This window comes from Bradyrhizobium sp. Mp27 (genome assembly GCF_029953005.1).
Lineage (GTDB): Bacteria > Pseudomonadota > Alphaproteobacteria > Rhizobiales > Xanthobacteraceae > Bradyrhizobium > Bradyrhizobium barranii.
Genome location: NZ_JASAUS010000031.1, coordinates 1 through 13,671 on the forward strand (window position 1 = coordinate 1; position 13,671 = coordinate 13,671).

The following is a 13,671-nucleotide window of genomic DNA, read 5'->3' on the forward strand; positions in this document are numbered from 1 at the left end:
CCACCACCTGCTTTGTTACGAAGCAGGCAGCGCAACAGACCAACCTGTAGGGGGTCAATTTTGGACGCCGATCCCCCGGCTTAGGGGGTCAATATTGCAAGCCGAATGACACCGGATTCGTCCGACCAGAACTTCAAAACCATGCTCTTCAAGACTTGCCTCCGTTTCAATTCCAAGATGCGTTGGCTGGATCCAACACCCGGAAATGTACGGGATACAACCTGCAGTCAGGTTAAATCGGAACCTGCAAGTTATGCGGAAAATTGGGAACAAAAGTTCCAAAAATTGAACTGACGGAACCCTAGAATGCAGCTTTCTCCCACTCATCGCGCCTGCTTTTCGATCGGCACCGAGGCCGCGGCCAAGGGCGTCGTCGACGTGCTCACGGAGGTCTTTTTCGACGGCGACGCGGCGGTCGCCGCCTTTGAGCGGCCGGACGGACAGTGGGACGTCACGCTCCATTTCGCCGAGGCGCCCGACCAGGCATGGCTGCGGGAACTCATTGTAACTTCGGCAGGAAACGAGATCGCCGACACTCTCATCTTCGACATTGTCGAGGCCAAGGACTGGGTCAAGGCGAGCCTCGAAGATCTCGTCCCGGTGCCGGCCGGGCGCTTCGTCGTACACGGCAGCCACGACCGCGACCGCGTCGCGCCGAACAAGCTTGCCATCGAGATCGAGGCAGCGCTCGCCTTCGGCACCGGCCACCACGGCACCACCCGCGGCTGTTTACTGTTGCTTGACCACGTCCTGAAGAGTTCCCGGCCGAGGAACCTGCTCGACCTCGGCACCGGCACCGGCGTGCTGGGCATCGCCGCAGCGAAGGCGCTGCATCGCGCGGTGCTCGCCTCCGACATCGACCCCCCATCGGTGCGGGTGGCGGCTGAGAATGCGACACTGAACCACGTCGGCAACCAGGTGCGGGTGATCCGCGCAACCGGATTTGCTGCACCGGACTTTGCCAGATGCGGCCCGTTCGACCTGGTCCTGGCCAACATCCTTGCCAACCCGTTAAGGCAATTGGCCGGCCCGATGGCGCGGCACCTCGCGCCCGGCGCGCGCGTCATCCTCTCCGGCCTCTTGACCCACCAGGCCCCCGCCGTGATCGCCGCCTACCGTGCACGCGGCCTCGTGCCGGTGCGGCACCTGCGGATCGAGGGGTGGAGCAGTTTGTTGCTGCGGAAGATGGGGTAAGGCAGCGTAGGTGCCGTAGGGTGGGCAAAGCGACTTGTCCGCGATAGCTCGAAGAGCGACGGCGGAAGCGTGGTGGGCACGGCGCTCTGCGCCTTTGCCCACCCTACGGCATCGTCGACACCGCCACTACTCCGCCGGCTTCTCGTCCCGACGCGTCGCGCGCTTGCCCTGCAAGGCACGCCTGGCGCGGCGCTCGGCGAAACGGTCGATCATCTGGCTGATGAGGCCGCGCGGCTTCTTCGGTGTCGTTGCGGCCGGGGCGCGGTGGGCCGGCGGCGAAATCTTCTCAAACATGAACGCTGGCATCGTGTGTCCCCTCGCCGTTGAGATGAACCACTCGCTCGAATTTCCCTGTTATCCGGACGAAGCGCAACTGCTGCATCCTGTACTCCACTCAATTCGAATGGACCATTTTCAAGCACGGTCCGTGCCAGATGCGACCCCAAATGCGTCTACATTGCGGACTGATCCTCATGATCCTAAACTGAGCCATGTTCGAAGCACACTTCCAGACATTCGAGGAGCCCGAGGCCGGCGTCGCATTGACGGCGCGCCTTGCCGCGCTCCGTGAAGAACTCGCCCGCCGCAAGCTGACCGGCTTCGTCGTTCCGCGCGCCGATCAGCAGCAGAACGAATATGTGCCCCCCTCGGAAGAGCGGCTGGCCTGGCTGACCGGCTTTACCGGTTCGGCGGGATTGGCGGTGGTGCTGACGCATGAGGCCGCGGTCTTCGTCGACGGCCGCTACACGATCCAGGCGGCCAAGCAGGTCGACGCAAAGGCCTGGGCGGTGGAATCGCTGATCGATCCGCCGCCGGAAAGCTGGGTATCGACGCACCTGAAAGCCGGCGACCGCCTCGGATTTGATCCGTGGCTGCACACTTCTTCGGCAGCCGAGCGCCTCGCCGCCGCCTGCGCCAAGGCCGGCGCCGAGCTGGTCGCCGTCGACAGCAACCCGGTCGACGCGATCTGGCAGGACCGGCCGCAGCCGCCGCTGGCCGCGGTCGCCGTGCACAGCCTGCAAAATGCCGGGGTCGCCGAGGCCGAGAAGATCACGCAAATCAAAAGCGAGATCGCCAAGCTCGGCGTCGACGCGCTGGTGCTCTCCGACAGCCACGCCGTAGCCTGGACCTTCAACATCCGTGGCGCCGACGTCGCCCATACGCCGTTGCCGCTGTCCTACGCGCTGGTGCCGAAGGACGGCCGGCCGACCGTGTTCATCGACCACCGAAAACTCTCCAATTTGACCCGCGACCATCTGGAACAGTCCGCCGACGTGCGCGAGCCCGATGCGATGGCGCCGACGCTGATGGCGCTCGCCAAGAGTGGCGCCGCGATCGCGCTCGACAATGCCACCGCGGCCGACGCGCTCAGCCGGCTGATCGCAAGCGCCGGCGGCAAGCCGGTGCGCGGCAGCGATCCGATTGCACTGCTCAAGGCCGTCAAGAATGCGACCGAGATCAAGGGCACACGGACGGCGCACCGCCGCGACGCCGTAGCGCTGGCGCGCTTCCTCGCCTTCGTCGATCGCGAGGCACCGAGCGGCAAGCTGACCGAGATCGACGCGGTTGAGGCGCTTGAGACGTTCCGCCGTGACACCGGCGCGCTGAAGGACGTCTCGTTCCCGACCATATCAGGCACCGGCCCGAACGGCGCCATCGTGCACTACCGCGTCACCCGCAAGAGCAATCGGCGCATCGCGCCGGGCGACCTGCTGCTGATCGATTCCGGTGCGCAATATGAAGACGGCACCACCGACGTCACCCGCACGATGACCGTGGGCGAGCCGACCGGCGAGATGCGCGACCGCTTCACCCGGGTGCTGCGCGGCCACATCGCGATCGCGCGCGCGGTGTTTCCCGACGGCACCACCGGCGCGCAGCTCGACACGCTGGCGCGGCAATATCTCTGGGCCGCCGGTGTCGATTTCGAGCACGGCACCGGCCACGGCGTCGGCAGCTATCTCAGTGTGCACGAAGGACCGGCGCGGATCTCGAAGCTCGGCACCACGCCGCTGAAGCGCGGCATGATCCTCTCCAACGAGCCCGGCTATTACAAGACCGACGGCTTCGGCATCCGCATCGAGAACCTCGAGCTGGTGGTCGCCGCCGACATCGAGGGCGCCGAGAAGCCGATGAACGCGTTCGAGACGCTGACCCTGGCGCCGATCGACCGCCGGCTGGTCGATGTCGCGATGCTGGGCAAGGACGAGCTCGACTGGCTCAACGCCTACCACGCGCGCGTTCGCGCCGAGGTGCGGCCGGCGCTGGACGAAGCGACGAAGGCCTGGCTCGATCAGGCCACGGCGGAGCTGAAGGCGTAAGCGCGCGCCGGAGATGCATGGCGCTACGCGATTTGCGCAAGGCTCTCACCTCACACTCGCTGTCATGCCCCGCGAAGGCGGGGCATCCAGTACGCCGCAGCCTCTCGATTCAATCACTACGGCCTCTGGAATACTGGATTCCCCGCCTTCGCGGGGAATGACACCGAAGATGTGGCACGACCGCACAACATCTCAGCACACGCGCCCCGTAGGATAACGGTCTCCACACGCTGTTATCGTAACCGTCCCGAAATCCGAATAGCCGCATTCCGAAACGCCGATATCCGTCTTGTGCGAGCACGCTACAGTCGATTCGACTTCGAAAGACGGACGACTATGCACGGCATGATCAGCAGGCCGCCGGATGCGGCGACGAAAAACATCGCGACCTCGCGCGTGGTGTTGCTGCTGCTGGTCGTCATGACCGGGATCGCGCCGATCTCGCTCTACATCCTGGTTCCGGCGCTGCCCGTGCTGGCGACGACGTTCGGCCGCGACATCTCGATCGCACAGATGACGGTGTCGCTCTACATGGTCGGCATCGCATTGTCGCAGCTCATCATGGGACCGCTGTCGGACAGATTCGGCCGGCGTCCGGTCCTGCTTGGCGGCCTCGCGCTGATGGTCGCGGCGAGCATCGCCTGCATCTTCGCCGAAACCCTACCCCAACTGATCGCAGCGCGCTTCTTCCAGGCGCTCGGCGGCGCCTCCGGCATGGTGGTCAGCCGCGCCATCATCCGCGATATCTACGAGCGCGACCGCGTCGCCTCCATGATCAGCCTCGTAGTCGCAGCGCTCATGATCGGCCAGATGGTCTCACCGCTCACCGGCGGCCTGATCGAGACCGCATTCGGCTGGCGCGCGATCTTCTACGCCGTCACGATCGGCGCGATCGCGGTCGCAATCGGCATCGCGATCGCGTTGCCCGAGACCCGCCGCGATCGCGCGGTCGGCAGCGGCGGCTTTCGCAGCGACGTCGGCACCCTGATCAAGAGCCGCGCCTTCATCGGCTATGTGATGTGCCAGGTGCTGGCGTCCCAGATCATCTTCACCTTCGCCGGCGGCGGCCCCTACATTGTCGTGACGCAGATGGGCCGGACCAGCGCCGAATATGGCGCCTGGTTCGCGACAACAGGCTTTGCATATCTCGTCGGCAATCTGCTCTGCGTGCGCTTCGCGCCGCGACACTCGCTGGAAAAGCTGATCTGGTTCGGGCTCGGCCTGCAACTCTGCGGCAGCCTGTTGAACCTGCTCTGGAGCTTCACCGCTTGGAACGAGGCACCGGCGTGGCTATTCGGCACGCAGATGATCGTGATGGTCGGCAATGCCTTCGTGATGGCGAACTCCGCCGCCGGCGCCATCAGCATCCGCCCTGAAGCCGCAGGCACCGCGTCAGGCGCAATGGGCTTCCTGCAACAGGGCATCGGCGCGCTGATGTCCCAATTCGGCGCCTATCTCGGCGGCCACTCCGCCACCACGCTGCCGCTGACCTCCGCGGTGCTGGCGATATCGCTGCTCTGCGCCTGCATGATGATCTTCGTCGTTCCCCGCCGCGAGGTGGTGGTGAGCGAGGAGTTGATCGAGCAGGCGGAGGAGGAAGAGAGCGGGATGATGTGAGAGGCGATTGGCCTCGCATCAATCTCGGTGTCATTCCCCGCGACCCGGCTACGCCAACGCTTCGCCGGGGCCGAGGTCCAGGGCCGCCGAAGCCTTAGCGTAGGCGGCAAGCTGGGAATCCAGTACGCCGCGGCCCATCGGTTCTATCGCAGCCGTCTCGGAGTACTGGATCGCCCGGTCAAGCCGGGCGACGACAGCGGAGTGAGTGGCGCGAGCGCGCTCCGCTCACTCCCCGATCAGCGTCAGCCACTCGTCCTCGGTCAACACCTTGACGCCGTGCTTGTTGGCTTCCGCGAGCTTGGAGCCCGCGCCGGGGCCGGCGACGACGAGGTCGGTCTTCTTCGACACAGAGCCCGACACCTTCGCGCCCAGACGCTCCGCGGTCGCCTTGGCCTCGTCGCGCGTCATCTTCTCCAGCGATCCCGTGAACACCACCGTCTTGCCGGCGACGGCGGAGTTGCTCTTCGGCTTCTCGGCATCGACGATCTCGACTTCCTTGGTCAGCCGCTCGACGATGCCGCGATTGTGGCTCTCGCCGAAATAGTCGGCGATGCTCTTGATCACGGTCTCGCCGATCTGGTCCAGCGCGTCCATCTCGGCCATCGCCTCCTCGTCGCCCTTGGCGACCTTGAGGCAGGCGTCGTGGAAAGCGCCCCACGAGCCATAGCCGCGTGCGAGCGCCAGCGCCGTGGTCTCGCCGACATGACGCATCCCGAGCGCATAGACGAAGCGCTCCAGCGCGATTCTGCGCCGGCTTTCGATGGCGCCGAACAGGTTGCGTACCGACGTTTCGCCGTAGCCCTCGATCTCCTCGAGCTTCAGCTTCGCATTGCGCTTCTCCAGCGTGAAGATATCGGCAGGCTCCTTCACCCATCCCTCGTCGAAGAAGTACTGGAGCTGCTTCTCGCCAAGACCGTCGATGTCGAAAGCGCGCCGCGACACGAACAGCTTGAGGTGCTCGATCTTCTGATAGGGACAGGCGAACTCGCCGGTGCAGCGGGCGCGCGAGCCCTCTTCGCCGGCCGCCGTCTCCTCGCGCGTGACGTCGGTGTGCAGCGGGCACGGGCACTTCGTCGGGAAATGGAATTCCTTGGCGGTCTTCGGCCGCTTGTCGAGGACGACGTCGACCACCTGCGGGATGACGTCGCCGGCACGCTGGATCACGACGGTGTCGCCGATCCTGATATCGCGCCCCTCGCGCAGCACCTCACCCTTGTTACCGATACCCTTGATGTAGTCTTCGTTGTGCAGCGTGACGTTCTGCACGATCACGCCGCCGACGCCGACCGGTTCGAGCTTGCCGACCGGCGTGAACGAGCCGGTGCGGCCGACCTGGATCTCGATGTCGCGCAGCACCGTCACGGCGCGCTCGGCCGGGAATTTGTGCGCGATGCCCCAACGCGGCGTGCGCGAGACGAAGCCGAGCCGTTCCTGCCAGTCGATGCGGTCGACCTTGTAGACGACGCCGTCGATGTCGTAATCGAGTTTTGCGCGCTGCTCCTCGATCGAATGATGGAACGCGAGCAACTCCTCGACGGAATGACAGAGCCTGGTCAACGGATTGGTCTTGAAGCCGCAGCGCTCGAACCAGCCGATCATGCCGCTCTGCGTACCCTCCGGCATCGCGCTCATCTCGCCCCAGGCATAGGCGAAGAAGCCCAGGGGGCGCGAGGCGGTGATGGTCGGGTCCTTCTGCCGGAGCGAGCCCGCGGCCGAGTTGCGCGGATTGGCGAACGGCGCCTCGCCGGCCTCGACCTGCTTCTTGTTGAGTGTCAGGAAGGCCCTCTTGGTCATGTAGACCTCGCCGCGCACCTCGCAGATGTCAGGGACGTTGCGGCCTTTCAGCTTCTGCGGCACGTCTTCGAGCGTACGGATGTTGGCGGTGACGTCCTCGCCTTCGGCGCCATCACCGCGGGTCGCCGCGGTGACGAGCTCGCCGCCCTCGTAGCGCAGCGACATCGAGAGGCCGTCGATCTTCGGCTCGGCGGAAAAATCGACCTTGTCGTCGTCGAGCTTCAGGAAGCGAACGATGCGGCCGACGAAGTCGCGGACGTCCTCTTCGGCAAACGCGTTGTCGAGCGACAGCATCGGAACGGAATGCCGGACTTTCCTGAAGCGACCCGACGGTGCCGCGCCGACTTTCTGGGACGGCGACTCCGCGCTGACGAAATCCGGAAAGCGCTTTTCGATCGCGTTGAAGCGCTGGCGCAACGCGTCGTACTCGGCGTCGGTCACGGTGGGCGCGTCCTCTTGATAGTAGCGCCTGTCGTGCTCTTCGAGTTCGAGTGCGAGCCGCATGTGCTCGACCTTGGCCTGCGCCTTGGTGAGGTCGGCGACGTCGCGAAGCGGCCTTGCTTTGGATTTTGCTGCTCTTGCCATGGTGCTTGGATACGACGGAGCGGGCGGGAGGGTAAAGGCGGTTAGTCTCGTGCCCCCGGACGCTGCGCAGCGCGGAGCCGTGCGCTGCAGAGCCGGGGCCTGTGTGGCGGCATTCCGTGTCCCCGGCTCGCGCTACGCGCATCCGGGACACAAAGTCTAACTCGCCGCCTTGAGCAGCCGATCGGCGGCCGCCCTCGCCTCGGCCGTGATCTCGGCGCCGGCGAGCATGCGGGCGATCTCCTCGCGGCGGTGGTCGGCGGCCAGCGCATTGACGCGGGTGGCGACGCGCTTGCCCTTGTCGAGGGCGTCCTTGGAGATCAGCAGATGCTGGCCGGCACGGGCGGCGACCTGCGGGGCGTGGGTCACGGCCATCACCTGCACCTTGCCGGCAAGCCGCGCGAGCCGCCCACCGATGGCGTCCGCGACCGCACCGCCGACCCCGGTGTCGATTTCGTCGAACACCAGCGTCGGCGCCGAGCCGCGGTCGGACAGCACGACCTTGAGCGCCAGCAGGAAGCGCGAGAGCTCGCCGCCGGAAGCGACCTTCATCATCGGACCCGGCTTGGTGCCGGGATTGGTCTGCACCCAGAACTCGACGCGGTCGAAACCTTGCGGGCCCGGCGTGGCCTCATCGGTCTCGACCTGCGTCATGAACTTGGCGCGTTCGAGCTTGAGCGGCGCGAGCTCGGCGTTGACCGCCTTGTTGAGCTTGTCCGCCGACTTCTGCCGCGCCATCGACAGTTTCTTGGCGGCAGCGGCATAGCGCGCGTCAGCCTCGATCGCCGCCTGCTCCAGCTTCTTCAACCGCGAAGCACCGGCATCGATCAGGACGACGTCGGCAGCGTATTTGGCGGCAAGCGCGGCGAGGCCATCGACCGGCGTCGAATATTTGCGCGAGGCGGCGCGCAGCGCGAACAGCCGCTCCTCGATGCGCTCGAGCTCACCCGGATCGAAGTCGGTCGCGGCGAGCGCGGCCAGGAGATGCTGGTCGGCTTCCTCCAGCGCGTTGATCGCGGCGTCGATCGCCTTCACGGCGGGCTCGACCAGCGCCGGCGAGTTGACGCCGCGCCGCTCCAGCCGGCGCACCGCGGCCGACAGGGAGGCGACCGGCGAATGATTGCCGCCGACGGCTTCCTGCGCCTCCCGTAAATCGGAGGCGATCTTCTCGCCCTGCATCATGGTGGTGCGGCGACCGGCGAGCGAGGTCTCCTCGCCATCCTTGGGCGCGAGCTGCTTCAGCTCGTCGGAGGCGTGGCGCAGATAGTCCGCCTCGCGCGCGGCGCGCTCCATGGCGGCGCGGTGCTCTTCCAGCGCGGCGCTGGCCGTGCGGCGCGCGTCCCAGAGCGCTTCGACCGCGGTGACGTCCTTTTCGAGCCCGGCAAAGGCGTCGAGCAGGCGGCGGTGGGTGGCGGCATCGACCAGCGCGCGCTCGTCATGCTGGCCGTGGATCTCGACCAGGGCGCCACCGACCGCCTTCAGCGTCTGCACGCTGATCGACTGGTCGTTGATGAACGCGCGGGTGCGGCCGTCGGCGAGTTGCACCCGGCGGAGAATCATCTCGCCGGTATCATCCAGGCCGTTCTCGGCCAGAATCCTCATCGCCGGGTGATTTTTGGGGATATCGAAGACGGCGGTGACCTGCCCCTGCTCCGCGCCATGGCGCACGAGGCCGGCGTCGCCGCGGCCGCCGAGCGCCAGCGCAAAGGCATCGAGCAGGATGGATTTGCCCGCACCGGTCTCACCGGTCAAAACCGCAAGTCCGGTGGCGAATTCGATATCGAGCCGCTCGATCAGGACGATGTCACGGATCGACAGACGCGCCAGCATGGAATCAAATTTCCTAGCCGAGACTATAGGCCTATCTTCTTGAAGGCCCTGCTCATCCAGGAACCCTGATTCTCGCTCGGCTCGAGACCGCCGGATTTTACAAGATTATAGGCGTCCTTGTACCAGCGGCTGTCAGGAAAATTGTGGCCAAGCACCGCGGCTGCGGTCTGCGCCTCGGCGACGATGCCGATCGTCATATAGGCCTCGGTGAGCCGGAACAGAGCCTCCTCGACATGGCGGGTGGTCTGGTACTGCGTGACGACGGCCTTGTAGCGGTTGATCGCCGCCGTGTAGTCGCGCTTCTGCATGTAGTAGCGGCCGACATTCATTTCCTTGCCGGCGAGCTGGTCGCGCGCACCCTCGATCTTGGCCTTGGCCGAGGTCGCATATTCCGAGTTCGGATATTTGCGGTTCACCTCTTCCAGCGCGGCGATCGCCTTCTCGGTGCGGGCTTGGTCGCGGCTGATGTCCGGGATCTGATCGTAGTGGGAGGCGGCGATCAGGTACTGCGCGTAGGCCGCGTCCGGGCTGCCGGGATGCAGCGTGACGTAGCGGGTCGCGGCGCCGATGCAGCCGTCATAGTCGCCGCCCTGGTAGGAGGCATAGGCCGACATCAGCAGCGATTTGCGGGCCCAGTCGGAATAAGGATGCTGGCGGTCGACCTCTTCGAACTTCTTGTTCGCCCCCTTCATGTCCTTCTTCTCGTTCATGAGGTACAGGCCCTCATTATAGATCTTGTCGGCGGGCTCCTCGGTGAAGGTGTCGTCCTTGGCGGTGAACTTGTCCCAGAGCGCGCCGGTGCCGCAGCCGGCCAGCGGCAGCGCGAGCACCACGAAGGTGGCGGCTTGAAGCAGCCCGCGGACTCCAGGCGAGACCGAGAGATATCCGCGCGTCATACGCTGTGCCGACATGAATTTAAGCCCTGACGCCCTGTGATGCGGTGTCCGCCAGCCCATGAACCCCGTCATGGGCGCGAAATGTAGCCGTGTCGCCTGCCATGCGACCACGCCGTGTAACCGAAAAACGATCTCGAACCAACCGGATAGGCAGGCATTTCGCCCGGATTAAGGCGAACGCGCCGCAATCCTAGCCGATCATCGTTACCAGGAGTTTCCCGGGGAAAGCCGCCGCCAAACGCAGGCGGCAACAGAACGCCAGTGGCGACAGGTCCCTTCAGGACACGTCCGGCCCGTAGGCCGCGGCGATCCGGCCGCCGACGATGCCACGACCGACTTCGCCCACGGGACGCGTGGTGCGGCGGACCGCTTCGCCCTCGACCACCCGCCAGGCGGTACGGTCGGCGAGCAGTGCGGTCAGGACAGCGTGGTTGAGCTTGTGGCCGCCACGCACCGAGCGGTAGGCGCCAAGCAGCGGCAGGCCGGCCAGCGCGAGATCGCCGATCACGTCCAGCACCTTGTGGCGGGCGCATTCGTCGGCGTAGCGCAGGCCCTCGGTGTTGAGCAGCCGCTCGTCGTCGAACACGACGGTATTGTCGAAGGAGGCGCCGAGTGCGTAACCCGCGCTCCAGAGCCGGGCGACGTCGCACATCAGGCCGAAAGTCCGGGCGCGGCCGACTTCGCGGCGGAAGCGCTCCGGGCTCAGGTCGAAGCCGTAGCTCTGCTGGCCGATGACGGGATTGGTGAAGTCGATCTCGATATCAACGCGGAACCCGTTGGCGTAGGGCCGGATCTCGCCGAAGGAGTCACCGACCTTGGCCGAGATCGGCTTCAAGACCTGAATGAAGCGGCGCTGTGCCGGCTGGCTGACGATGCCGGCCTGGTCGATCGCGGCAATGAAGGCCGCGGCGCTGCCGTCCATGATCGGCACTTCCGGTCCGTCGATCTCGATGGTGGCGTTGTCGACGCCCATGCCCCGCAGCGCGGCAAGCACGTGTTCGGCGGTTGAAACCAACGGGCCGTCACGATCGCCGAGGACGGTGGCGAAGTCGGTCGCGATCACCTGGTCGGCGGTCGCCTGAATCTCACGGTCACTTCCCTCGAGGCCGGTGCGGACAAAAACAAACCCCGCATCGACGGGCGCAGGCCCAACCGTCAGAGTGACGGGAAGACCGGAATGAACGCCTACGCCGGCCACGGTGGCTTGCGCACGAAGCGTTGTTTGCCGGCTAAATTTCATCAGGAATCCGCCCCACTACGACCCACTGCGACTTATACTAGGCCCGCTTGGCCGGCCAGTGCCGACGGTTGCGAATCTCCGTATCCCCAAGTCACGGCAAACCATAGTCACAGCCTCAAACAGCGCCAACTCACGCTTTTTTACCGATTGTTACCCCAAACCTGCCGTATTCGCGCCAAGGCTTAACCAAATTGCGCCGGAGTTTGGGACCGTTATCGGCAGTTTTACTGAACCACCAAATGCGTAATTAATGATTTAAAATCAGTTGTTTGATCCCGCAATCCGGGCATGCACGGGACCAAAGGAAAGGTCCCGGCAAGCTTCCCGCCGGGACCCTTTTTCGTCAGCCTAATTGTAACAATCCTCAGGTCGCCTGACGCCTCAGGAAGGCCGGGATATCAAGATGGTCGTCACCCTGTGGCGCCGGCGCAACAGGCGCCGGGCGGCCATGCATGTCCAGGCCCTGAGGCGCAGGACGGCGGGCATACTCCGATACCGGCTCGCTCGCCGCGATCTGCTGCGCCACGCTCTTCTGGGGCCGGCGATCGGGCAGCGGCGGCATCGCGGGACCGGCGGTGCGGGCTGTGACCGGCGCCTCACTCTCCTCGTCGCGGCGGCCGAGACCGACATTGGCGAGGCGCTGGAGCAGCGACAGGCGGGTCTTCTGCGGGGTTTCTTCTTCAGCCTCGCCGCGGGCCTGGCGAAGCTCGGCCTGGGCCGGCATCGGCAGTTCGTCGATTCGCGGCATCCGGGGGGCACGGACCGGCCCACGCTCGGCCTGCGGCGGGATGAAGGTATCCGGCGTCATCGGTTCCTGCATCGCGACCGGGGCCATGTCGGGCTCCGGAAACAGCGTCGGCTTCTGCGCGATCGGGCGCACCGTGACGTCGCCATAGGTCTGCATCGGCGCGGGCGCCTGCGGGACCTCGGCAACGGCAGCCGCGATGGCGGCAAGCGCGGCGCGCTCGACATTCGGACGCGGCGCGGTCGGCGCGGCACCGGGGGCTGCGGCCGGGATCTGGGCTTCTAGCTTCTGGGCGCGCTCGGCCATGCGCTGATTGTCAGCGCGCAGGCGCGCGGTCAGGTCGGCGAGACGGCTCTCGGCTGCGGCGGCCGGAGCAGCGGGAGCCTGCTGCACCTGTTGGATCTGCTGCGGCGCCGCGTTCGCGACCGGGGCGCTGGTGGCCTGGGTGTTGCGGGCGATCGTTGCCTGCTCGATGCCGGTGGCAACAACCGAGACGCGGATCAGGCCGTCGAGCGCTTCGTCGAAGGTCGCGCCGACGATGATGTTGGCGTCCTGGTCGACTTCCTCGCGGATGCGGGTCGCGGCTTCGTCAACCTCGAACAAGGTGAGGTCCTTGCCGCCGGTGATCGAGATGAGGAGGCCCTTGGCGCCCTTCATCGAGCTATCGTCGATCAGCGGGTTGGCGATCGCGGCTTCAGCGGCGGTCAGCGCGCGCTTGTCGCCGGAAGCTTCGCCCGTACCCATCATCGCCTTGCCCATCTCGCGCATGACGGCGCGAACGTCGGCGAAATCGAGGTTGATCAGACCTTCCTTGACCATCAGGTCGGTGATGCAGGCAACGCCGGAGTAAAGCACCTGGTCGGCCATCGCGAAGGCGTCGGCGAAGGTGGTCTTCTCGTTGGCGACCCGGAACAGGTTCTGGTTCGGGATGATCAGCAGCGTGTCGACGACCTTGTGCAGCTCGTTGATGCCGGCCTCGGCGGTGCGCATGCGGCGACCGCCCTCGAAGTGGAACGGCTTGGTCACGACGCCGACGGTGAGGATGCCCATGTCGCGCGCGGTCTTGGCGATGACGGGAGCTGCACCGGTGCCGGTGCCGCCGCCCATGCCGGCGGTGACGAACACCATGTTGGCGCCCGAGAGATGGTCGCGCAGTTCGTCGATCACCTCTTCCGCCGCCGCCGCGCCGACGTTCGGCTGCGAACCCGCGCCGAGGCCTTGCGTGACTGCGGTGCCCATCTGCACGATGCGCTGCGCCTTCGACATCGTCAGCGCCTGCGCATCGGTGTTGGCGACCACGAAGTCGACGCCCTGGAGGCCCGCCGTGATCATGTTGTTGACGGCGTTGCCACCGGCGCCACCGACGCCGAACACGGTGATCCGGGGCTTCAATTCGTGAATATCAGGAACATTGATGCTGATGGTCATGTTTGCCTCTCGATCACGCGCGCG

Annotated in this window: 9 protein-coding genes; 3 read left to right on the top strand and 6 right to left on the bottom strand. The window is 65.8% G+C overall.

Annotation, left to right across the window (positions count from 1 at the left end; all coding sequences use genetic code 11):
• Window positions 1-306 precede the first annotated feature (306 nt).
• On the top strand, window positions 307-1,194 hold the full coding sequence (locus tag QJT78_RS17870; protein WP_028147634.1) for a 50S ribosomal protein L11 methyltransferase: 888 nt from the start codon (window positions 307-309) through the stop codon (window positions 1,192-1,194).
• Window positions 1,195-1,320: 126 nt separating this feature from the next.
• Here the strand turns inward: QJT78_RS17870 and QJT78_RS17875 are convergent, their stop codons facing one another.
• On the bottom strand, window positions 1,321-1,500 hold the full coding sequence (locus tag QJT78_RS17875) for a hypothetical protein (RefSeq protein ID WP_028147633.1): 180 nt from the start codon (window positions 1,498-1,500) through the stop codon (window positions 1,321-1,323).
• A gap of 185 nt (window positions 1,501-1,685) precedes the next feature.
• Between QJT78_RS17875 and QJT78_RS17880 the strand changes: the two genes are divergently transcribed.
• Together QJT78_RS17880 and QJT78_RS17885 are read left to right on the top strand one after the other, a co-directional pair.
• Entirely contained in the window at window positions 1,686-3,515 is a 1,830-nt protein-coding gene (locus tag QJT78_RS17880; RefSeq protein ID WP_038942416.1) for an aminopeptidase P family protein, read from the top strand.
• Between the two features lie 336 nt (window positions 3,516-3,851).
• The gene (locus QJT78_RS17885) at window positions 3,852-5,132 is read left to right on the top strand and encodes a multidrug effflux MFS transporter (protein WP_028147631.1); all 1,281 of its coding nucleotides are present in this window, start codon (window positions 3,852-3,854) and stop codon (window positions 5,130-5,132) included.
• A 225-nt stretch (window positions 5,133-5,357) separates the two neighbouring features.
• On the opposite strand, the gene ligA is transcribed toward QJT78_RS17885, so the two are convergent.
• The 5 genes from ligA to ftsZ form a co-directional block, all read right to left on the bottom strand.
• Complete coding sequence (ligA, locus tag QJT78_RS17890; protein ID WP_028147630.1) at window positions 5,358-7,511, bottom strand: NAD-dependent DNA ligase LigA; 2,154 nt, start codon at window positions 7,509-7,511, stop codon at window positions 5,358-5,360.
• A gap of 156 nt (window positions 7,512-7,667) precedes the next feature.
• Window positions 7,668-9,338 (bottom strand): DNA repair protein RecN, encoded by a 1,671-nt coding sequence (gene recN, locus QJT78_RS17895; protein ID WP_028147629.1) that lies wholly within the window; start codon window positions 9,336-9,338, stop codon window positions 7,668-7,670.
• A 23-nt stretch (window positions 9,339-9,361) separates the two neighbouring features.
• A complete protein-coding gene (locus QJT78_RS17900) occupies window positions 9,362-10,249 on the bottom strand; it encodes an outer membrane protein assembly factor BamD (protein WP_028147628.1) in 888 nt (295 codons plus the stop codon).
• Window positions 10,250-10,511: 262 nt separating this feature from the next.
• Window positions 10,512-11,474, bottom strand: coding sequence for a UDP-3-O-acyl-N-acetylglucosamine deacetylase (gene lpxC, locus QJT78_RS17905; protein WP_028147627.1), 963 nt, complete (start codon window positions 11,472-11,474; stop codon window positions 10,512-10,514).
• A 364-nt stretch (window positions 11,475-11,838) separates the two neighbouring features.
• A complete protein-coding gene (gene ftsZ / locus QJT78_RS17910) occupies window positions 11,839-13,647 on the bottom strand; it encodes a cell division protein FtsZ (RefSeq protein ID WP_028147626.1) in 1,809 nt (602 codons plus the stop codon).
• Between the last annotated feature and the right edge of the window lie 24 nt (window positions 13,648-13,671).

What these genes read in the sequence shown, in the direction of transcription:
- QJT78_RS17870 (WP_028147634.1), top strand. Translation starts at nt 307, where the DNA reads ATGCAGCTTTCTCCCACTCATCGCGCCTGCTTTTCGATCGGCACCGAG.
- QJT78_RS17875 (WP_028147633.1), bottom strand. Translation starts at nt 1,500, where the DNA reads ATGCCAGCGTTCATGTTTGAGAAGATTTCGCCGCCGGCCCACCGCGCC.
- QJT78_RS17880 (WP_038942416.1), top strand. Translation starts at nt 1,686, where the DNA reads ATGTTCGAAGCACACTTCCAGACATTCGAGGAGCCCGAGGCCGGCGTC.
- QJT78_RS17885 (WP_028147631.1), top strand. Translation starts at nt 3,852, where the DNA reads ATGCACGGCATGATCAGCAGGCCGCCGGATGCGGCGACGAAAAACATC.
- ligA (WP_028147630.1), bottom strand. Translation starts at nt 7,511, where the DNA reads ATGGCAAGAGCAGCAAAATCCAAAGCAAGGCCGCTTCGCGACGTCGCC.
- recN (WP_028147629.1), bottom strand. Translation starts at nt 9,338, where the DNA reads ATGCTGGCGCGTCTGTCGATCCGTGACATCGTCCTGATCGAGCGGCTC.
- QJT78_RS17900 (WP_028147628.1), bottom strand. Translation starts at nt 10,249, where the DNA reads ATGTCGGCACAGCGTATGACGCGCGGATATCTCTCGGTCTCGCCTGGA.
- lpxC (WP_028147627.1), bottom strand. Translation starts at nt 11,474, where the DNA reads ATGAAATTTAGCCGGCAAACAACGCTTCGTGCGCAAGCCACCGTGGCC.
- ftsZ (WP_028147626.1), bottom strand. Translation starts at nt 13,647, where the DNA reads ATGACCATCAGCATCAATGTTCCTGATATTCACGAATTGAAGCCCCGG.